The organism is Marinobacter arenosus (assembly GCF_019264345.1).
In the GTDB taxonomy this organism is placed as follows: Bacteria; Pseudomonadota; Gammaproteobacteria; order Pseudomonadales; family Oleiphilaceae; genus Marinobacter; species Marinobacter arenosus.
Genome location: NZ_JAHVAO010000001.1, coordinates 1,165,723 through 1,186,796 on the forward strand (window position 1 = coordinate 1,165,723; position 21,074 = coordinate 1,186,796).

General features: G+C 58.0%; 19 protein-coding genes. 11 read left to right on the top strand and 8 right to left on the bottom strand.

The features are described from left to right. Positions 1-8 precede the first annotated feature (8 nt). Entirely contained in the window at positions 9-1,025 is a 1,017-nt protein-coding gene (locus KXD86_RS05320) for a nucleoid-associated protein (protein ID WP_218635020.1), read from the top strand. A gap of 20 nt (positions 1,026-1,045) precedes the next feature. On the opposite strand, the gene KXD86_RS05325 is transcribed toward KXD86_RS05320, so the two are convergent. The 3 genes from KXD86_RS05325 to trmH all read right to left on the bottom strand — a co-directional run bounded on the left by KXD86_RS05325 (position 1,046) and on the right by trmH (position 4,514). After that, positions 1,046-1,642 (bottom strand): DUF2931 family protein, encoded by a 597-nt coding sequence (locus KXD86_RS05325; RefSeq protein ID WP_228739323.1) that lies wholly within the window; start codon positions 1,640-1,642, stop codon positions 1,046-1,048. Between the two features lie 2 nt (positions 1,643-1,644). After that, entirely contained in the window at positions 1,645-3,672 is a 2,028-nt protein-coding gene (locus KXD86_RS05330) for a T6SS phospholipase effector Tle1-like catalytic domain-containing protein (protein WP_218635021.1), read from the bottom strand. 131 nt (positions 3,673-3,803) lie between these two features. Next, positions 3,804-4,514 carry a tRNA (guanosine(18)-2'-O)-methyltransferase TrmH gene (trmH, locus tag KXD86_RS05335; RefSeq protein WP_218635022.1) on the bottom strand — a complete coding sequence of 237 codons (711 nt, stop codon included), beginning with the start codon at positions 4,512-4,514 and terminating at the stop codon, positions 3,804-3,806. Between the two features lie 180 nt (positions 4,515-4,694). On the opposite strand from trmH, the gene miaB reads away from it, so the two are divergent. The 5 genes from miaB (at position 4,695) to lnt (ending at position 9,968) form a co-directional block, all read left to right on the top strand. Next, complete coding sequence (gene miaB / locus KXD86_RS05340; protein ID WP_218636734.1) at positions 4,695-6,041, top strand: tRNA (N6-isopentenyl adenosine(37)-C2)-methylthiotransferase MiaB; 1,347 nt, start codon at positions 4,695-4,697, stop codon at positions 6,039-6,041. A 79-nt stretch (positions 6,042-6,120) separates the two neighbouring features. Next, positions 6,121-7,104, top strand: a complete 984-nt coding sequence (locus tag KXD86_RS05345; protein ID WP_218635023.1) for a PhoH family protein — start codon at positions 6,121-6,123, stop codon at positions 7,102-7,104. Further along, a complete protein-coding gene (ybeY, locus tag KXD86_RS05350) occupies positions 7,101-7,574 on the top strand; it encodes an rRNA maturation RNase YbeY (RefSeq protein ID WP_218635024.1) in 474 nt (157 codons plus the stop codon). The genes KXD86_RS05345 and ybeY overlap by 4 nt, the downstream gene beginning before the upstream one ends. Further along, positions 7,571-8,416, top strand: coding sequence for a CorC family transporter (locus tag KXD86_RS05355; protein ID WP_218635025.1), 846 nt, complete (start codon positions 7,571-7,573; stop codon positions 8,414-8,416). The genes ybeY and KXD86_RS05355 overlap by 4 nt, the downstream gene beginning before the upstream one ends. Next, positions 8,406-9,968, top strand: a complete 1,563-nt coding sequence (gene lnt, locus KXD86_RS05360) for an apolipoprotein N-acyltransferase (RefSeq protein WP_218635026.1) — start codon at positions 8,406-8,408, stop codon at positions 9,966-9,968. The genes KXD86_RS05355 and lnt overlap by 11 nt, the downstream gene beginning before the upstream one ends. On the opposite strand, the gene KXD86_RS05365 is transcribed toward lnt, so the two are convergent. Beyond that, positions 9,937-10,485 (bottom strand): zinc ribbon-containing protein, encoded by a 549-nt coding sequence (locus KXD86_RS05365; protein WP_218635027.1) that lies wholly within the window; start codon positions 10,483-10,485, stop codon positions 9,937-9,939. The genes lnt and KXD86_RS05365 overlap by 32 nt on opposite strands. Before the next feature lie 205 nt (positions 10,486-10,690). Between KXD86_RS05365 and leuS the strand changes: the two genes are divergently transcribed. The 5 genes from leuS to KXD86_RS05390 all read left to right on the top strand — a co-directional run bounded on the left by leuS (position 10,691) and on the right by KXD86_RS05390 (position 16,071). After that, a complete protein-coding gene (leuS, locus tag KXD86_RS05370; protein ID WP_218636735.1) occupies positions 10,691-13,276 on the top strand; it encodes a leucine--tRNA ligase in 2,586 nt (861 codons plus the stop codon). A gap of 1 nt (position 13,277) precedes the next feature. Beyond that, positions 13,278-13,865, top strand: coding sequence for an LPS-assembly lipoprotein LptE (locus KXD86_RS05375; protein WP_218635028.1), 588 nt, complete (start codon positions 13,278-13,280; stop codon positions 13,863-13,865). Then, positions 13,862-14,869 carry a DNA polymerase III subunit delta gene (gene holA / locus KXD86_RS05380; RefSeq protein WP_218635029.1) on the top strand — a complete coding sequence of 336 codons (1,008 nt, stop codon included), beginning with the start codon at positions 13,862-13,864 and terminating at the stop codon, positions 14,867-14,869. The genes KXD86_RS05375 and holA overlap by 4 nt, the downstream gene beginning before the upstream one ends. 110 nt (positions 14,870-14,979) lie before the next feature. After that, positions 14,980-15,243: a hypothetical protein gene (locus KXD86_RS05385; protein WP_218635030.1), complete on the top strand. Its 264-nt coding sequence runs from the start codon at positions 14,980-14,982 to the stop codon at positions 15,241-15,243. Between the two features lie 192 nt (positions 15,244-15,435). Continuing rightward, entirely contained in the window at positions 15,436-16,071 is a 636-nt protein-coding gene (locus KXD86_RS05390; RefSeq protein ID WP_218635031.1) for an endonuclease, read from the top strand. A 76-nt stretch (positions 16,072-16,147) separates the two neighbouring features. Here KXD86_RS05390 and KXD86_RS05395 read toward each other — a convergent pair whose 3' ends face one another. The 4 genes from KXD86_RS05395 to KXD86_RS05410 form a co-directional block, all read right to left on the bottom strand. Next, positions 16,148-17,944, bottom strand: coding sequence for an acyl-CoA dehydrogenase C-terminal domain-containing protein (locus KXD86_RS05395; RefSeq protein ID WP_218635032.1), 1,797 nt, complete (start codon positions 17,942-17,944; stop codon positions 16,148-16,150). Between the two features lie 210 nt (positions 17,945-18,154). Continuing rightward, positions 18,155-19,954 carry an acyl-CoA dehydrogenase C-terminal domain-containing protein gene (locus KXD86_RS05400; RefSeq protein ID WP_218635033.1) on the bottom strand — a complete coding sequence of 600 codons (1,800 nt, stop codon included), beginning with the start codon at positions 19,952-19,954 and terminating at the stop codon, positions 18,155-18,157. 250 nt (positions 19,955-20,204) lie between these two features. After that, on the bottom strand, positions 20,205-20,801 hold the full coding sequence (locus KXD86_RS05405) for a putative metalloprotease CJM1_0395 family protein (protein WP_312846256.1): 597 nt from the start codon (positions 20,799-20,801) through the stop codon (positions 20,205-20,207). A 9-nt stretch (positions 20,802-20,810) separates the two neighbouring features. After that, the gene (locus KXD86_RS05410) at positions 20,811-21,056 is read right to left on the bottom strand and encodes a flagellar biosynthesis protein FlgE (protein ID WP_218635034.1); all 246 of its coding nucleotides are present in this window, start codon (positions 21,054-21,056) and stop codon (positions 20,811-20,813) included. Positions 21,057-21,074 lie beyond the last annotated feature (18 nt).

Genomic DNA, 21,074 nt, shown 5'->3' on the forward strand with positions numbered 1-21,074 from the left:
ATCCGAGCATGGCCATCAAACACCTACGCACCGCCTTTGCCAGCCAATATCAGCCAGGGCAGCCTGCCCGTCTCCAATCCGGGGAAGCCCTTTCGGAACCCGGTGGCGACTACGAATCCCTGCACAAACAAATGAAGCGGCTGTTCAACAGCAAGCCGGGCAAGAAATACGGACGTTTTTCGGAGGACATTGGCGAGTGCCCGTTCAGCAGCTGGCTGAAAGACTACCTGGATGACAAGCAAAGCTTCAACTCCCTGACCGACCGGCTCTTCGGCCAGTGGCAGGAGTTGCTGACGGGAAGCCAGGAAGAGTTCCAGGGACACCTGATGATTGTCCATGAGACGCTGTCGGACGCCGAAGTGGTCTACCTGTTGATCCTGGAAAGTGATAGCGCCCTGCGATTCGATGGCAACCAGTCGCTGGACGCCACCGATGTACTTAGCCTCTCCCGCCTGAACCTGGCCGTGCGTATCGAACTCGATGATTGGCGCGGAGCGAACGGTTCAGAAAACTACCTGACCCTCGTTCACGGTCGCGGCACCGGTGAGCCCGGTGAGCTGTTCATCCGACTGGCCGGGTTCACCAATCAGGTGGATGTGGAAAAGGAAACCGTCACCTTCCTCGACGCCGTCGAGGCCTTCGCCAAATCCTCGGAACCGGAGAAAGCCGGCGAAGTTCGAAGCCGGGCCTACGAATTCTGCAAGGAACAGCATGCCCTTGGGGAGCCGGTCGAGATCGAGGCGCTGTCTGGCTACCTCGATGAAAACGAACCACAACGGTTCAAGGAATTCGCGTCACAAACCGCCGAACTGCCGGAAAGCGGCGTACTCCACCCCGACCACCGCAAAGTCAAAAAACTCGTCCGCATTGCCGGCTCAGGCGGCGGCATGAGCGTCTCCTTCTCCTCCGACCTGGTCAACCAGGCGGTCTACTACGACCGGGACAAGGATGCGCTTACGATCACCCGACTGCCGAAAGCCCTCAGGGAGCAGTTGCAGCGGTACCTGGAGGCCCGGGAGGAGTAATCGTCTGATCGAGCTGGCGATCACCAACCCTCGAGGGGAATGCCGTGTTTTTTCAGGTATTCCCCGTGTCGTTCAAGGTAATCACGACTTCGCGACTGGTAGTTTGACGCGTCCCCGTCGATTTTGTTTGCCTGGAGACGAGCGATCTCAATTTCGTTTCCAAGTTGATTTTTGATCCATATGACGATTTCTCCTCCCGGAGCCAAACCCAGAACAAGGGTATTTCGGGGCTTGTATACCTCTCCATGCGCGTTCTTTTGCGGCGCAAGTTCAAGCATGTGCTCTTTCCATTCCTCTGGCAGGCTAACCAATCGCTGATAAAAAACCTGCTCTGCATAGGAAAACCATTCAATTCCGATGTAGTCTGGAAATGGCTCCATTCGCCCACCTTTTCCTCGGGGGCCTCCCTCTCCCTGCCAACAACAGCTGACAATGCCAGGAGCCTGCCTCCAATGGCGCACACCAGATGCCTCAAGTTCAAGATGCTCTACCCATACCTCATAGCGTTGAGGTGCGGCCACCTGAAAATACCAAACGACGGTTTCGGAGTTTGAAACAGTGGAACATCCACCAATCAAGATGGCAATTCCAATAATTAAAACTTTACGCAGTCGCATATTCACTCCGCTTTCCGGTTGGGATAAATAGATCTTTCTCTTGTTCGACTTGGTCGGGAGGGCAGAAGAAACTCGAATGGTATCTCGAGACGAAAGATCTCATCCCTAAATAGAACCTCTAAAAGGTTGTAGTGATCGGAATAGTGGACGTATCGCTGCTTTAATAGGCTTGTCTGTTGCGAATCCAATTTTATTTGCGTTCTTCCGTTCGAAACCTGTTCGCATACATGCCCGAACACTGCTTTAAGGTGGTCAGACAATGCAAGTTGGCCATCTTGTTCGTCAATAAGATCCAGAGGTACACCGGCATCTCGGGATAAATTGTGCATCAGTCTCAATGCCACTAGCGAATAGTCTCCTCGAATATGGCGTTTCATGCGTAAAGACAATTCAACGCGGCCATCAGGTGCGGGATGCTCACTCCTGTCTTCACTTATCCAAAGATCGGGAGGTCCTCCATCCGGAATTCTGAGACTGTGATCTCCAATCCACCCTTCCGCGAGAATTTCTTCGCGAATTTGAACCAAGTTGTCCCATTCCATGGTATTTCTGTGCCAGTTCGCCTGACTTCCTCTAATTGATAATGGAGGGTGGAGAAGCACTTCCTCCACTTGCAGCTCACTATATCCACCACCAATATCCGAATGCGCACCTGGCATGGAAACCTCTGTGAAATTCGGTGGTAACTTTTTGTCTTTATCAGCAACGCTTACCAGCGAAAAATTTTCTCTTCTTTCGTCTGTGGCAGTTAGATGCACCACCTCTTCAACTTGGCCCGGGTCCAAATAAAGCTGAATCGGCTCATATCGGTCGTCGCCTGCATGCAGATCAAACTGCTTCAAGTTAACTACACCAGGAACGGTATCGAACAGGCCCATAAACCTTATTCGAACTTCTCCTTTCCATGTTATTCCACGCTCTGAAAGCTTTCTAAAAAACACCCCCTCACTTCCTCGAAGCAAATCATTCGCCATATGTCGGGCAGCAGCTGCACCTCGACTAAAGCCAAATATATCGAAAGTGAATTTTTTAACTTCACCAGAGCCGGCTAAGCCTTCTATTTGAGACGCAATTTCTTCGGATGCCTTCTCTGTCTGATCCAGAATTCCGGTTTCCCCCATACCTGTAGCCATACTGATTAAAGAGTCGGGTTGCCCAGTTTCTGTCCCCACGCCAGGTTGATAAACGGAAAAACCAACTTCTCGACGGCCACGACCCACTTTGTCCCGCTCACGGTACAAGCGCCACAGCTTGAAGATATTCGTCGGCGCATTCGCATAGCTCTCTCCCATCAATAGCCGCAAGCGCTTCTGGCAGTCTTCCAAGCGCGTCGGATCGTCGCGCAAAGGCGCAAGACACTCTCGCTCCACTCTCTGCTTGAACAGTTCGACATTGCTTGCGTTATTAAGCGTCCCATCCAAAAAAATCCCAATAGTGAGGTGCACGGGTAAGTCGGTGTCATCCGCCTGAGTCTCAGGGGCCCGCGGCGCTGGCTCAGCAAGTGGGGCAATGCCGGCCGCCGCTCCGAGGGGCAGCGACAGTTTTCGGTCCGTCGGGCCGGACGCTTCCTCGGCATCCGTCGCCCCTGCCCTCTGCCCCGTTTGCTTGGGCATTAGGCCCACGGCTCCGGATGAAGCAAGGGATTCAGGCGTTTCACCAAGGCGGTTCAACCGGTCGAGTTCCTGTGACAACAATGGAAAGGGCATTGATGCGTAGTCCGACACCCAACGCCCCCCGGCGGAAATCGACGATTCGGGGCGCCAGCGTACTGGAGGATTGATAGCACCGTGTGATGTGCCGGGATCAAGAACCAGCATCACCTGACCGGCTTCCAGCGCAGACAACAGACCTGCACGCGTTGTATCCGGGCTACTGTAAATAGGCACTCCGGGAATCTCGCTTGGATCAAAGCGCAATTCCGGACTGGCGCCAGAATCCAGCGCCTGCTTCACTCGGCGGGCCGCCAGATGAGGCGATTCAACGAAGGGGAGGTCTCTCGCAGTCAGGCGAGAGCGGGGTTTGATGAGCATGACAGTCCTTGTCTATTGGGTAATCAATCTTCGGGCAATCCTTGCCCAGTAACCTCAACTTGCTGGCAAATCGTGGGTCGTCGCAACACTAATCAATCCAGACACATCCAGCAAGACGACTGCGTCTCGTTTTAGTCGGCATGCTCCAGGTGGGGATGGCGAAGCTTGCGAATTTCTTTCATCCAGCCGACACCGTCAACCAACTCTCCCGTGTCCGGATCGATCGCTGGATACGGTAGGTTTCGGTCATCGCAATAACGTTTGACGGTGGGCTGACACCAGCAAAAGAACAGGCGCTGGTACTCGTCATCGGGCAGCCGGCGGTACTCGTACAGACCCGCAGCCTTGCGTTGGCGCTGGGCCTCCGCCAGGATGATGGCACAGGCCGCCGACACATTAAGGGATTCCACCATGCCCATCATCGGAATCACGATGTGCTCGTCAGCCTGCTCCGCCGCATCCGCACTCACGCCGTCCACCTCATTGCCAAGCACAACCGTGCAGGGCACGGTGAAATCCACCTCTCGGTAATCCACCGCCCGATCGGATAGCTGGGCTGCGTAGAGCTTGTGCCCCTGCCCTTTCAACTCGCCAATCGCCGCATCCATGGTCCGGTGAGTGTGCGTGGTCACCCAGTTATAGCTGCCTCCGGCGGTTTTCCGGAAGGCCCGGAAGCCCTCGCGGGGCCAGACAACGTGCATGTTGGCCAGACCAAACGCATCGCAGGATCGGATGATCGCGGACAGGTTGCGCGGTTTGTGGACCTGGTCGGTCAGTACACGAAGGTCGGGCTGACGGGTGTCGAGGGTTTGTTTGATACGGGCAAGGCGTTCAGGCGTCATTTCAATTGAGGTCTGCAAATACGAAATACAGGAATAATACCACATTGATCTAGCGACAAGCCGAGACAATGGTGGTTGAAGAATGAGCACGCCGTTATAATACGCAGTTCCTTTTTGATCGCGTCAGCAGTCCAGAATCGCAAATCCGGGCGCACCATCCACCAGAATACGTTGAGACCCATGGCCAAGAAGCTGTTTATCAAAACCCACGGCTGCCAGATGAACGAGTACGATTCATCCCGAATGGCGGACCTCCTGCGTACCGGCGAAACCGTTGAGATGACCGACACGCCAGAAGACGCAGACATCCTGCTGCTGAATACCTGCTCTATCCGGGAAAAAGCCCAGGAGAAGGTATTTCATCAGCTTGGCCGCTGGAAATCCCTGAAGAACCGTAAGCCGGATCTGATCATCGGCGTGGGCGGCTGCGTTGCCAGCCAGGAAGGCCAGGCCATTATCGACCGCGCACCCTACGTAGACATGGTGTTCGGCCCGCAAACCCTGCATCGCCTGCCGGACATGATCACCGAGGTTCGCGCCAAGGGTAACGGCGTCGGCGTGGTCGACGTCAGCTTTCCGGAGATCGAGAAGTTCGACAACCTGCCGGAGCCGGGTGCCGATGGCCCGTCCGCCTTTGTTTCCATCATGGAAGGCTGCAGCAAGTACTGCACCTTCTGCGTGGTGCCCTACACCCGTGGCGAGGAAGTCAGCCGGCCGGCCGACGACGTCATCGCCGAAGTGGCGCATCTGGCCAGCCAGGGTGTGCGCGAAGTGAATCTGCTGGGGCAGAACGTGAATGCCTACCGGGGCGAAACCCACGACGGCGACACCATGGACCTCGCGGAGCTGATCACCCTGATTGCCGCCATCGACGGCATCGACCGCATCCGCTATACCACGTCTCACCCGGTGGAATTTACCGATTCGATGATCGAGGTTTACGAGCAGGTTCCGGAGCTGGTCAGTCATTTGCACCTGCCGGTGCAAAGCGGTTCCGATCGCATTCTGGCCGCGATGAAGCGTGGCCACACGGCGCTGGAGTACAAATCAAAGCTACGCCGCCTGCGGAAGATCCGGCCCGACATCAGTTTTTCGTCGGACTTCATCATTGGCTTCCCCGGCGAGACGGAGAAAGACTTTGAAGACACCATGAAGCTGATCAACGACATCGGTTTCGACATGTCCTTCAGCTTTGTTTACAGCGCCCGCCCGGGTACGCCGGCATCGGATCTTCCCGACGACACCCCGATCGAGGTCAAGAAGCAGCGGCTGGCGATTCTCCAGGACCGGCTCAACCAGAATGTCATGGATATCAGCCGCAAGATGGTTGGCTCCACTCAACGCATTCTGGTAACCGGGCTCTCCAAGAAAGACCCCGGAGAATATGCCGGCCGTACCGAGAACAACCGCATTGTAAACTTCCGCCACGAGAATCCGGACGTAGTGGGCCACTTCATCGACGTTGAAATCGTGGAAGCCTACGCGAACTCGCTTCGTGGCAGGCCCGTGAACTCCGAGCTTTATTGAGGCCGCAGCCCAAAGCCATACCGGCACCCAAACTCCCATTCTGGTGAATGCCAGGGGAGCCAACGAAAACGGAGCATTTTTGAACACCAGCGATTCCAGACAATTTGACCTGCACCCCGTCGACCAGCGTCGACTGGCAACCCTCTGTGGTCAGTTCGATGAAAACCTGAAACACATCGAACGCCGACTGCAGGTTAAAGTCGGCAGGCGCGGCCACCATTTTCGCGTCGAGGGCGAAACCGAGCATGTTGCAGCCGCTGTGGAGGTCATTCGCCATCTGTACCGCGAGACCGAAGCCACCGACGACATTCCGCCCGATACGGTGCACCTGTTCATCCGGGAAACCGGCTACGAACGCCTGCCCGAAGATGTGCCCTTTGACGGCGCCGTCACGGTGATCAAGACCCCCAAGCTTCAGGCCAAGCCCCGGGGCGCGAACCAGCAGAAATACGTTCATAACATCCGCACCCACGACATCAATTTCGGCATTGGGCCCGCCGGTACCGGCAAGACCTGGCTGGCCGTGGCATGCGCCGTGGAAGCCCTGAAAGACGAGCAGGTCAAACGCATCCTGCTGGTACGTCCGGCGGTGGAAGCCGGTGAGAAGCTGGGATTTCTGCCGGGTGATCTGGCCCAGAAAGTGGATCCGTACCTGCGTCCGCTCTACGACGCCCTTTATGAGATGCTGGGCTTCGACCAGGTCACGCGCTTGATCGAGAAGAGCGTGATTGAGATCGCCCCGCTGGCGTTCATGCGTGGCCGGACCCTGAACAACTCTTTCATCATCCTCGATGAGAGCCAGAACACCACCCGTGAGCAGATGAAGATGTTCCTGACCCGGATTGGTTTCGGCTCGACTGCCGTGATTACCGGAGATACCACTCAGGTGGACCTGCCCCGGGGCCAGAATTCCGGACTGATTCACGCCGCTGGCGTGCTGGGCAAAGTGACCGGTATCGGCTTTACCCGCTTTGAAGCCAAGGACGTGGTCCGTCATCCGCTGGTCCAGCGTATCGTTGAAGCGTATGACGCTTTTGATGACGGGAGTGGAACCAGCCAGTGAGCGAGCTGACCGTCGATTTCCAGAACGTATTCGAAGGCTCGGGCGTGCCCGAGGAGGCGCTGATCCAGACCTGGGCACAGGCCGCCTGGCAGGGTGATCACCCGACCGAAGTGACCGTACGTGTCGTCGGAGCGCTGGAAAGCCAGACTCTGAATCATGAGTACCGCGGGAAGGATAAACCGACCAATGTGTTGTCCTTCCCATTTGAAGCGCCAGCCGGTATAACGGTTCCATTGGCGGGAGATCTTGTCATTTGCGCGCCCGTTGTTGAGCACGAAGCCGCGGAGCAACACAAGACGCTCGTGGCGCACTGGGCGCATATGGTAGTTCACGGTATGCTGCATCTTCAGGGCTACGATCACATCGAAGACGAAGATGCCGAGGTCATGGAAGCCCTTGAAATCCGGCTGTTGGCGCAGCTTGGATTCGGCAACCCTTACGAAGCAGAGGAAACGGAAAAAGACTCATGAGCGACGATCAGTCGAGTCGCAGCCAGGGCAACAAGTCCTGGCTGGAACGTATATCACAGGCCTTTGCCAGCGGGCCTGAGTCCGTAGAGGACGTGCTGGAAATTCTCCGGGACGCAGAGTCCCAAAGCATCATCGATACCGATGCCATGAGCATCATCGAGGGTGCGATGCAGGTGATCGATATGCGGGTGGATGAAATCATGATCCCTCGGTCCCAGATGGTCACCGTCAAGGCGTCGCAAGACCCAAAAGAGTTTCTCGGCGAAATCATTTCCTCCGCCCACAGTCGCTTTCCGGTCATCGGTGACAGCCAGGATGACGTCATCGGCGTGTTGCTGGCCAAGGATCTCCTCCCCCTGGCCCTGAACAACGAACTCAACTGGTCAAAGATCCGTGAAATCCTACGCCCGCCCACGTTTGTGCCCGAGAGCAAGCGGTTGAATCAGCTACTCAAGGAGTTCAAGGAAAACCGCAACCACATGGCCATTGTGGTCGACGAATACGGTGGCACAGCGGGGCTGATTACCATCGAGGACGTGCTGGAGCAAATCGTCGGCGAAATCGAGGATGAGCACGACTTTGACGAGGAAACCCACATCAAGGCCAGGGGCGACGGCACCTTCGCAGTGAAGGCGGTTACGCCGGTCGACGATTTCAACGAATTCTTCGAAACCGAACTGGACGAGGAAGAGTTCGATACCATTGGCGGCCTTGTACTCAAGGAATTCGGTCACCTGCCCAGGCGGGGTGAAACGGTTGCATTCGGTGGCTTGCGCTTTACTATTGCCAACGCCGATAACCGAGTCATCCGTCTGTTGCAGGTAACCCGAAGTGAGCAGTGAAGCTACAGAAATCAGGGGACTGAGCTCCCCACTTTCCGCCAGTCGCTGGCTGCGCGCAGCCACGCTCGTGGCCGCTGGCGCCCTGCAGACGCTGACGTTCTCGCCGTTTGAGCTTTGGTGGCTCGGGCCGGTCTCGATCTTGCTGATACTGCTGGTCGCCGTGCCGCTCCGAGCTGACCGGCTGTTCGCGGCCGGCTGGTTTACCGGACTCGGACTCTTCGGAAGCGGGGCCAGCTGGGTCTACATCAGCATCAGCCAGTACGGCAACACCTCCATCCCCGTTTCTGTGCTGCTAACGGTGATTTTCGTCGCCGGCCTCGCGCTCTTCCATGCGCTTGCCTTCTGGTTCTGGGGCAAGCTCGCGAAGGACAGTTCTGTCCGCCGGCTGATTCTGTTTCCTGCCATCTGGATTCTTGGCGATTGGCTCCGGGGCTGGCTACTCACCGGCTTCCCCTGGCTTTACCTTGGTACGGCCCACACCGACGGCCCACTTGCCGGGCTGGCACCGCTGGTCGGTGTCCACGGCATCACCTTCTGGATCACGCTAACGGCAGTTGCACTCTACGCTGCCTGGTGGCTCATCAAACATCTCCGTCATATGGCAGCAGGGATCGTGCTTGTCGTCGCGGTCACGCCCTGGCTGTTTGGCCCATTCCTGAATCGTGTTGAGTGGACCCAGGTCAGCACCGAGCCGACCAGCTTTGTCGCGATGCAGGGCAACATTCCCCAGCAGATCAAATGGAATCCGGACTTCCTGAAGGACCAGATCGTAACCTACCTGGGCATGACCGAAGCGCACTGGGACGCCGACCTGGTCCTGTGGCCGGAAACCGCCATTCCGATCCCTCAGGACCAGGCCGGCAAAATCATTGATCACATAGATCAGCAATTGGGTGAGAACAGCACGCTGATCACCGGCATTCCCTGGTATGGTTTCAGCGACCGCATCGAGGATTTCACGTTCCACAACAGCATCATGGCCATTGGCAACGGCGAGGGCATCTATCACAAGCAGAAGCTGGTGCCGTTTGGCGAATACGTCCCGCTCCAGGGACTGCTGCGTGGCCTGATCGGCTTCTTCGACCTGCCCATGAGCAGCTTCAGCCGGGGCCCGGAGTACCAGGGGCCCTTGCAGGCCAACGGCATCAACGTCATGCCGTTTATCTGCTATGAGGTGGCCTACCCCGACTTTGTCGCCTTCAACAGCCGTGGCGCCGAACTGCTGCTCACCATCAGCAATGACGGCTGGTTCGGCAATTCCATTGGTCCACTGCAGCACCTTCAGATAGCCCGCATGCGTGCCCTGGAGACCGGGCGCTACATGCTGCGCGGCACCAATAACGGGGTGACAGCCATCATCGACAATCGTGGCCGGATCACCGAAACCATCCCGCAATTTGAGCGCGCGACCCTGACCGGCGAGGTATTCACCGCCCAGGGCAGCACCCCCTATATGCAAACGGGCTCCTGGCCGGTTCTGACCCTGGCTCTGATTCTGGTGGTGTTCGTGCGGGAACGGGTTATTCCTCCTTCCTCGGCCACCGGCTCGTAACCCGCTCGTAGTAGTGGGAGCCGCAGGCGTCGCAGGGCTCCAGATGACTGGTTGCCGTCAGGCATCGCATGTGGCTGCAGTTGAGGCAACGGAACATGCCTGCGGTGGCCACTTCGCCGGAGATGTAATGACCGGCGTCCTCATTTTCGAGTTTCTGCCGGAGCTCCAGGGTATCCACCAGGGTTTTGTCGGCCACGGACAGGAGTTGGTCGGCCAGTTGATGCTCAAGGAGCGAAATATCGAGCTGTAGCCAGTCGGTCAGGCCTTCCCCGGTTTCCTCCACGAAATGCAGCAAATGCTCCAGGTCGCGTTGCAGATAGGCCCCCAGAAGGTCCGCCTCCTCCCGGGTCATCTCTTCCAGTTCGTACTCGAATTCGATCGCTTTGCGAATTTCCTCCTCCAGCGTCTCGAGGGAGGCATCCTGGGTCTGTTTCAGCCCGGCTTGCACCCGCTCCAGCATCCGGTTGTAGACATCAAGCGCTTTACCGGACAGATGGTTTCGTTCTGGTTCAGTCATAACGGCTCTCCAACACGCACACCAACAACAGAGAAAGGCGGCTGCCTGCCACCCCGGCCCAGGACCTTTCGGCAATGCTCCGATATTGTTCAGTCTGGCACAGGATCGGGATTTTGGCAGACTACCTGTCAGGCCTTCTGTGCGTTAGAATGTCCGGCCGCTCCGAACATCATTTTGATACAGGGTAACTTTGGTAATGGCAGGAATGGACGAGCAATACAATCCACGCAACGTAGAAGAGAATGCCCGCAACTTCTGGGAGGAGAACAAGACCTTCGAAGTAAAGGAAGAGCCGGGCAAACCCAAGTACTACTGCCTCTCCATGTTCCCCTACCCCAGCGGCAAGCTGCATATGGGGCACGTTCGCAACTACACCATCGGCGACGTGATCTCCCGCTACCAGCGCATGCAGGGCAAGAACGTCATGCAGCCCATGGGTTGGGACGCCTTCGGCCTGCCCGCCGAGAATGCCGCCATTGCCAACAAGACAGCGCCGGCCAAATGGACCCACGCCAATATCGAGTACATGAAAAACCAGCTCAAACAGCTGGGCTTTGGCTACGACTGGAACCGGGAACTGGCTACCTGCAAGCCGGAGTATTACCGCTGGGAACAGTGGTTCTTCGCGCGTCTGTATGAAAAAGGGCTTGTCTACAAGAAAATGTCCACGGTCAACTGGGATCCGGTCGACCAGACGGTGCTGGCAAACGAGCAGGTCGTGGACGGCCGGGGCTGGCGCTCCGGTGCGCTGGTCGAGCAGAAAAAGATTCCCCAGTGGTTCATCCGGATTACCGACTACGCCGAGGAACTGCTGAATGATCTGGACCAGCTGGAAGACTGGCCGGAACAGGTCAAAACCATGCAGCGCAACTGGATCGGCAAGTCGGTCGGCACTGAACTGACCTTCCCGCTGAAAGACAGCGACGAGGGCATGACGGTCTACACCACCCGCCCCGACACCCTGATGGGCGTGAGCTACATGGCCGTCGCAGCCGAACACCCGCTCGCCAAGGCTGCGGCCGAACGCCACCGTGACGTTGCCGAATTCGTCGATGAGTGCCGAAACAGCAAGGTGGCCGAAGCCGAACTCGCCACCATGGAAAAGAAGGGTATCGACACCGGGTTCAAGGCCATTCACCCGCTGACCCAGGAAGAAATTCCGATCTGGATCGCCAACTTCGTGCTCACGGACTACGGCACGGGCGCCCTGATGGCGGTACCGGGCCACGACGAGCGTGACCACGAGTTTGCCCTGAAATACCGCCTGCCGATCAAACAGGTCATCGCAGCCCGCGACGGTCGTGAGATTGACGTTCAGGAAGCCGCGTTCACCGAAAAAGGCACCCTGGTCTCCTCCGGGAAGTACAGCGGCCTGACCAGCGAGGAAGCCTTCCACGAAATTGCGGATTACCTGGAAGCAGAAGGCATCGGCAAACGCACAGTCAACTACCGCCTCCGGGATTGGGGCGTCTCAAGACAGCGTTACTGGGGCGCACCAATTCCGATGATGACCCTCGAAGATGGCACCGAACGCCCGGTACCGGACGACCAGCTTCCGGTCACTCTGCCCGAGGACGTCGAAATGGACGGCGTCCAGTCGCCCATCAAGGCCGACCCAAATTGGGCCAAGACCACCTTCGAAGGCCAGCCGGCGACGCTGGAAACCGATACGTTCGACACCTTCATGGAGTCGTCCTGGTATTACGCCCGGTTCTGCAGCCCCAACTACGACAAGGGCATGCTGGATCCTTCTGCGGCGAACTACTGGCTGCCGGTCGACCAGTACATTGGTGGCATCGAGCACGCCATCCTGCACCTGCTGTATGCCCGTTTCTTCCACAAACTGTTGCGGGACGTGGGCCTGGTGACCAGCTCCGAGCCGTTCAATCGCCTGCTGTGCCAGGGTATGGTTCTCGCAGAGACCTACTACCGGACCGACGATTCAGGCAAAACCACCTGGATTGCCCCGGCTGACGTGACCGTTGAGCGCGACAGCAAGGGCCAGGTGATTCGGGCACTTCACAAGGACGACGGCCAACCGGTGGAAATCGGCGGCGTCACCAAGATGTCCAAGTCCAAGAACAACGGCATCGACCCTCAGGCCATCATCGATGAGCACGGGGCCGACACGGTTCGCCTGTTCATGATGTTTGCGGCACCGCCCGAGCAGTCGCTGGAGTGGTCAGACAGCGGCGTTGAAGGCGCCCACCGCTTCCTCAAGCGCTTGTGGCGACTGGTGAGCGAGCACACTGCCGGCGGCCCGGCCCCGACCCTGAATGCGGCCGAACTCAACGACGCCCAGAAGGATCTGCGCCGCAAAACTCACGAGACCATCGCCAAGGTCAGCGACGACGTCAGCCGTCGCCTCACGTTCAATACCGCGATTGCGGCGGTGATGGAGCTGCTTAACGACGTCGCCAGATTGAACGACGATCAGGATCAAAGTCGCGCCGTGCGCCAGGAAGCGCTGAATACCGCGGTTCTGGTGCTGTCGCCGATTGTCCCGCACGTTTGCCACTCCCTGTGGCAGGCGCTGGGCCATGAAGAGCCGGTGGTGGATGCCCGGTGGCCGGAAGCCGATTCGCAGGCCATGGTCCGCAGCCAGATCCAGGTCGTGCTGCAGGTGAACGGCAAGGTCCGTGCCAAACAGGACGTACCGGCCGACATCAGCAAGGCGGATCTCGAAAAGCTGGCCCTGGAGAATGAGAACGTCATGCGGTTTACCGAGGGCGCAACCGTTCGCAAGGTGATCGTGGTGCCAGGCAAACTCGTTAACGTCGTGGCCAACTGATATGCACGGTCGCCCCTCACTGAAATCGACGGCGCCCCTGATTCTGGTCGCAACGCTTGCGGCCTTACTGGCGGGGTGCGGATTTCAGTTGCGTGGCGCACCGCCGGTTTCCTCGGCGCTCCAGCCGCTCGCCGTTGAATGCAGCAACGACGTACCGGAGATTCTCTGCCAGTCCGTGCTTGACCAACTGGAACTGGGTGACGTAAAGCTCAGCCCGGCCAACGAAGCCGCGTTTGTTATGCAACTCAGCGACTTCCGGGAAAACCGGAGGGCCTCGGCCATCACGGTCCAGGCTGCCGCGGCTGAATACACCATCCGCCAGTCCGTGAGCATTGAACTGATCAGTGCAGACCGTGTGCCTATGATCGGTGATACCCGCCTCACCTCTACCGAAAGCTACCGGTACGACGAGACCAATGTGCTGGCAAGGCAGCGTGAAGAAGAAGAGCTGAGGATGCAGCTGAGCGACCGCCTAGCCCAACAGGTGATTTTCCGCCTCGCCCCACTGACGGAGGCACGCATCGAAACCATTCGTGAAGAGCACCGGTCCGCGGCCGGCGAGTCCGACGAGGGTGCCCCGTCCCAATGAAAACCCAGCCGGCCCAGCTTCCCCAGCTACTGAAGAAAGGCCTGTCGCCGGTCTACCTGATCTCCGGAGACGAACCCCTGCTGGTTCAGGAATGTTGTGACCAGATCCGCAAGGCGGCACGGGATGCGGGCTTTCAGGATCGCCTGACGTTCCACGCCGATCACCAACTGGACTGGAACAGCGTTGCCGATGAGTTCAGCGCGATGTCGTTGTTTGCCGAACGGCGACGCATCGAAATCCACCTTCCCACCGGTAAGTTGGGTGACGGACGTGCCGTACTGGAGCGGGTGCTGCAGGATCCCCCGGACGACATCATTCTGTTGCTGATCAGCGCACGCCTGGATGCCGCGGAAACCCGGCGGAAATGGTACAAAGAGCTTCAGACTAAAGGCCTGCATGTTCCGGTCTGGCCGGTGGATGCCGATAAGTTTCAGGGCTGGTTGCAGCAGCGCGCCTCGAGCCGTGGCCTGAGCCTGACCCGAGGCGCCCTCGCCATGCTCGCCGAGCGCCTCGAAGGCAATTTGCTCGCCGCCAGCCAGGAACTGGACCGCTTGTCGCTGCTGGGCAGTGGCCAGACCATCGACGAAGAAACCGTGGAACAGGCCGTGCAGGACAGCTCTCGTTTCAACGGGTTTGAACTGGTCACCGAACTGCTCGCCGGGCGGGCGCCCCATGCTGGCAAGATGATTGGTATTCTGCAGCAGGAGGGCGAAAACCCTCTAGGCCTGCTCGCCGTGCTCACCCGGGACCTGAACCTGATTCTGGAGCTCAAGGCGACCGCGGCGCAAGGCGACAACCCGTCGGCCTTCCTGAAGAAACGAGGGGTTTTCCAGCCCCAACGCGCCCGCGTCATTGAGCAGGCCGCCCGACGCCTGAACCGGAAACAGCTCCACGAGGCCATTGAACTTTGCAGCCAGATTGATCGGGCCGCCAAAGGCTTCGATACCCTCTCGCCCTGGCACCATTTGCGAGACCTGTCCGCCCACCTGGCGGCCCAGTCCTGACCTACATCAATACTGCGGCAGGTAGTTCCCGACACGTGTGCCCGCCCTCTTGACAGTTTTTCTCCTCACGGCGCATGTTAAAACATCGTCAATCAAAGGAGGTGCCTGATATGAATCTTCAAGAGGAACTCAAGAAGCTGTCCGAAAAGATCAAACAGTATCGCGATGAAGCGCGCGTTCAGATGCATCTTGCTCGAGAGGACGTCAAGGACGAGTGGGATGATCTCGAAGAAGATTGGGACCGCTTTCGAACCAAGATCGATCAGATCATGCACGATGCCGAAAATGCGTCCCAGGAAGCCCGCCAGACTGCACAAAAGCTTGGCGAGGATCTGAAAAGTGGCTACCAGAACATCCGGAACAAACTGAAGTAAAGTGTTAACCGGTTAACACAACGCCACAAATTTCAACCAAAGAGGCTCTTTGCCCGAGAGCCTCTGTGTCATACTTCACAGTGTGAGTGAACGAAGCGTCATGTTTTTGACCTTAAGGTCATATCAGGCCAACGCTCCATCACGGCCTGGTTTGCATAGCCGCTTACAGACACTGCGAGGTATAAGAGGCGTATGAAAAACTTCTTGCTGACAATAACAACTGTCTCACTTCTGCTCACCGCTGGTCTGGTTATCGGCCAGAACATCCGCTTCAGTGACCCCGACACCGTGATCAAGAACGAGTTCTGGGGCAACCTGTACGCCAATGGCGGCAACTCCTTTTTCTGCGACAAGACCTTTGCCACCAAAGGCTTCCTGATGACAGATGGCTACATCTATCCCCTGGCGGATATTCGTAGCGCGCTCGACTGCGGAACGTCCCGGCAATGCGAGCAAGACAACCGCTACCGGCAGATCGCGTCAGACCTTCACAACATGGTTCCAGCCCGCAACCGTACTGAGATGAAGCGACGTAACGTTCGCTACGAAAACCTCGGGGAAGGCGTCAAAGTGGATGAGTGCGGCATTCGGGAAAGTGCCGGATTCTTCGAGCCGCCCGAGCGGGTCAAGGGCGATGTTGCCCGCACCGTTGCGTACATGGTGGATACGTATGGGCTACCCTGGCTCGGAGCAACACCCGTATTCCAGGGCTGGAACCGTATCGATCCGCCCGATGACACGGAGCTTACCCGGCATCGTCGTATTGCGGAAATCCAGGGCAACGAGAACCCGTTCGTCACCCAGCCGGACCGAATGGAACAGCTTTGACGGAATCCGTGTAAACCGCATAAAAAAAGCAGGCCCGAGGGCCTGCTTTTTTTGTCCACTCATCGCAATGCGACGATCAGAACTCTTCCGCAGTCAACGCCATCATAGACTCGCTGCCACTGCGAATACCCTCGGCCAGGGAAACCGTCTTCGGCAACAGGCGGTCATAATAGAAACGCGCGGTTTTCAGCTTGCCCGTGTAGAAGCCGGAGCTGTCGCCGTCGGCTTTCGGAGCCGCCGCCTTCACAATCTTGGCCCACATGTAGCCAAGCGCCGTCAGGCCAAACAGGTCGAGGTAATCCACAGATGCGGCACCGACCGCATCCGGATTGTCACCAGCCTGATTGATCACATGTTCGGTGACATCGGAAAGGCGCTCAAGTGCCGCAGAAAGCGGCTCCAGGAACGGACGCAGCGTTTCGTCAGCACTGTTCTCTTCGATGAATGCCGCAACATCCTGGGCAAACAGCTCGTACAGCTTGCCCTGGCTGCCGACGACCTTGCGCCCCATCAGGTCCAGCGCCTGGATACCGTTGGTGCCCTCGTAGATCTGGGTAATGCGGCAATCGCGAACCAGTTGCTCCTGGCCCCACTCCCGGATGAAGCCATGCCCACCGAAGACCTGCTGGCCCATAATGCAGGCATCCAGGCCGCGGTCGGTCAAGAACGCCTTGGCCACCGGGGTCAGCAACGCCACCATACCTTCGGCATGCTTGCGACGGTCTTCCTCACTGGGATCGGCGTACTTGGCGATATCGAGCCACTGGGCAACGTACGTGGAAAAGGCACGACCACCTTCGACATAGCCCTTCATGGTGAGCAGCATACGACGCACGTCGGGATGAACCAGAATCGGATCAGCGGCTTTTTCTGGCTGCTGGGCACCGGTTGGTGCACGGCTCTGGATACGGTCCATCGCGTACTCACGAGCGCTCTGCAGAGATGCCTCGGCGGCACCAATGCCCTGAATACCAACACCCAGACGCTCATAGTTCATCATGGTGAACATTGCGGCGAGACCCTTGTTCTCCTCGCCGACCAGCCAGCCCTTGGCGCCGTCAAAATTCATCACGCAGGTAGCCGAGCCCTTGATGCCCATCTTTTTCTCGATGGAGCCACAGCTGAAGCTGTTGCGCTCACCCAGCGAGCCGTCATCGTTGACCAGGAACTTGGGCACCAGGAAGAGGGAAATGCCCTTCGGGCCCTTTGGGGCGTCCGGCAGCTTGGCGAGAACAAGGTGAATAATGTTCTCGGCCATGTCGTGCTCGCCCCAAGTGATAAAGATCTTGGTGCCGGTCACATCGAAAGAGCCGTCATCATTCGGTTCGGCCTTGGTGCGGATAATACCCAGATCGGTTCCAGCATGAGGCTCGGTCAGATCCATCGCGCCTGACCAGACGCCGGAGTACATGTTGGGCAGGTATTTCTCCTTGAGCTCCTGGCTGCCATGGGCGTCCAGCGCCAGGCAGGCACCTGCCGTCAGCATTGGTGCAAGGCCGAACGCCATGTTGGCGCCCTGCATCATCTCCTCGAACTGGGCAACCAGGGTTTTGGGCATACCCATGCCACCAAATTCAGGGTTGCCGCCAAGACCATTCCAGCCGCCTTCAACGATGGTCTGGTAGGCTTCCTTGAAGCCCTCCGGTGCGGTGACTTCGCCTTCGTTCCACTTGCTTCCCAGCTCATCACCCTCACGATTCAGCGGCGCCAGCACGCCACCGCTGATTTTGCCGGCTTCTTCCAGAATGGCATCGGCGGTTTCCGGATCGACGTTCTCGGCAACCTTGGGCAGCGAGGCCCAAAGGGCGGGAGCATCAAATACTTCGTTCAACACGAAACGCATGTCACGCAAAGGTGCCTGATAATCAGCCATCTATAACTCTCCAAAATTCCAGTCAGTCTTTTCAGGCGGCAAAACGACCATCATTGGCCAGACTCGCCTGTTCGGGCTATGTGTCCGCTCTCGATTATTTTTTTGGGCCGCCATTCTACCTCAAAAGCGGAACTCAACTCATGAAAAAAGCCCGCCTCCTTGGAGTGCGGGCTTTCCGTACACTGCTGAACTGCCTCAGGTGCCCGCGCCTTAGATGGCGAAGGCTTCCTCCGGCATGTCCATCAGGCTGTCCGCACCAGCCAGCATGCTTTCAGCATGGGCCTTGGCGCGGGGCAGCATACGCTTGAAGTAGAAGCGAGCCGTCTGCACCTTGGCGTTGTAGAACATCTCTTCAGAGGTACCGTCCGCCATCTTGTCCAGGGCAACCTTGGCCATGCGGGCCCACAGGTACGCGAACACGGCATAGCCGGAGTACATCAGGTAGTCCACCGATGCAGCCCCAACCTCTTCGCGGTTCTTCATGGCGGTCATGCCAACCTTCATGGTCAGGTCACCCCATTCCTTGTTCAACGCAGCCAGCGGCTCAAGGAATTCCTTCAGTTGTTCATTGTCCGCGTTTTCCTTGCAGAACACGTGCACCTGCTTGGTGAAGCCCTTGAGGGACTCGCCCTGGGTCATCAGAACCTTGCGACCCAGCAGATCCAGTGCCTGGATACCGGTGGTGCCCTCGTAGATCATGCCGATACGGGCATCGCGTACGTTCTGCTCCATGCCCCACTCGGAGATGAAACCGTGACCACCGAATACCTGCATGCCCAGGTTGGCGGCTTCGTAACCGATCTCGGTCAGGAATGCCTTGGCGATCGGCGTCAGGAAGCCAAGCGCTTCATCGGCGGCCTTGCGCTCTTCTTCGGTCTTACCGCTGTGAACGATGTCCGCCTGCTGTGCAGTCAGGTAGATCAGTGCACGGGCACCTTCGGCCACCGCTTTCTGGGTCAGCAGCATGCGACGAACGTCCGGGTGCACAATGATCGGGTCCGCAATGCTTTCCGGATTCTTGGGACCACTGAGGGAACGCATGGCCAGACGCTCCTTGGAGTAAGCCAGTGAGCCCTGGAAGCCCAGCTCGGCGGCACCCAGGCCCTGAATGGCGGTACCGATACGAGCGGTATTCATGAAGGTGAACATGCAGTTCAGACCCTTGTTCTCCGGTCCGATCAGCCAGCCCTTGGCACCGTCAAAGTTCATCACGCAGGTCGCGTTGCCATGAATCCCCATCTTGTGCTCGATGGAACCACAGGAAACGGCATTGCGCTCGCCGGAAGAGCCGTCTTCGTTCGGAAGATTCTTCGGTACGATGAACAGGGAAATACCTTTGGTGCCTTCCGGTGCGCCCGGCAGGCGAGCCAGAACGATGTGGACGATGTTCTCGGCCATGTCGTGTTCACCGGCGGAGATGAAGATCTTGGTGCCGGTGATGGCATAGGTGCCGTCGGCATTCGGTTCCGCCTTGGTGCGCAACGTACCCAGATCCGAACCACAGTGCGGCTCGGTCAGGCACATAGTGCCGGTCCACTCACCACTGATCAGCTTGGTCAGATAGGTCTGTTTCTGCTCTTCGGTGCCGTGCGCCTCGATGGTGTTGGTCGCACCATGGCTCAGGCCCGGATACATGCCCCAGGACCAGTTGGCAGTACCCACCATTTCGCTCATGACCAGACCCAGCGAGTGCGGCAGGCCCTGGCCGCCGTAGTTGGGGTCCGCAGTCATGGACGGCCAGCCGCCTTCCACGTATTGCTGGTAGGCTTCCTTGAAGCCGGTCGGCGTCTTCACACCGTCTTCGCTCCAGGTACAACCCTCTTTATCACCCACCTGGTTCAGCGGAGACAGAACCTGCTCACAGAACTTGGCACCTTCACCGATAATGGCATCCACCATGTCCGGAGTCGCGTCTTCGGCACCTTCAAGGTTTGCGTAGTGCTGCTCACTGTTCAGCAGCTCGTTCATTACAAATTTGATGTCACGCAGGGGCGCTTTGTATTCAGGCATGGAATCCACCTCGGTTTTCGGTCTCAGCTGAATCTGGTCTGACAGCTTCTGGCCTTGGGTTTGCTCAGACACCGCAACGCGCTGCGCCGCGGCCTTAATTAAACACTTGTTTGAAACATACGTTTACAGGCACAGAATTGTCAATAGTCGGAACAAAAATTTGTGTTGCGGTATGTGACGTAAAGGGGGCGCACAAGCAAATACAAACAGTTGCGAGTACCTGGAACTCGGGAGGAAAAACGCTGGTTGTTCAGGCGGCAACCGGGCCGAAACCGGTCGTCGGTTTTGGCGGTTCGTCGGCCAGGGCTGATACAGACCGGTAGGCGCTGCTGGCTTGTGCACCCATCTGGGACAAGGCATCTCCGGAGTCGCCGTTGCGCTCGGATGCCAGCTCGGTGCGGGCCTGGAGCATCACCTGCATCGCTTCTGCTGCCACGGCCCGATCCTGGCTGGAAGGCTCCGCCGGTGCCATCGCGGCAGCCCGGACAATCCGCATCTTTTCAATAGTGGCCTGGGGATCGCCCTGCACCGGCGACACGTCGATGGACACTTCCCCACCCACGGCATACTCGGCGCCATCGGGACCGCGCTCAAAGGTAAACGAGACAGCGCCGGCGTGCTGGCCACCTGCGGCCTGGTGTGCCGCCTCGTGAGCCCGCACCTCGCGGTCCCGGGCCTTCAGTTCCGAAAGCCGGCTCAATTCTTCTTTACTTAACCCCTGTTCGTTTTGGACAGAAGCGGAACGGCTGTCACGGTTCGCTGTATCCGGCGAAGGGTCCGAAGCCGACGCAGGCCGGGCCGCGCCAGAAACGGAAAAAGCGGGAATGTTCGGAGAGACAGCAATCACGACCGAGGCTCAGGCCATGATATCGAGCAGGGTGCCCAGGGTCTCGTCGGCGGTTTTCACCACCTGTGCGGATGCTTCCACACTGCGTTCGTAGAGTTTCAGGTCGATGATCGGCTCCACGAGGCTTCCAGCGCCATCAGACGTTCCCTGGGGACCATCGACGCCATCTCGGGCAATCTTCCGGGCGGCATTTTCCATGCCGATCATGCCGTCCTGGATACCCTGAATACCGACCGCAAGCGTGTTGTTGATCATGACAGTGACTTCCAGTGA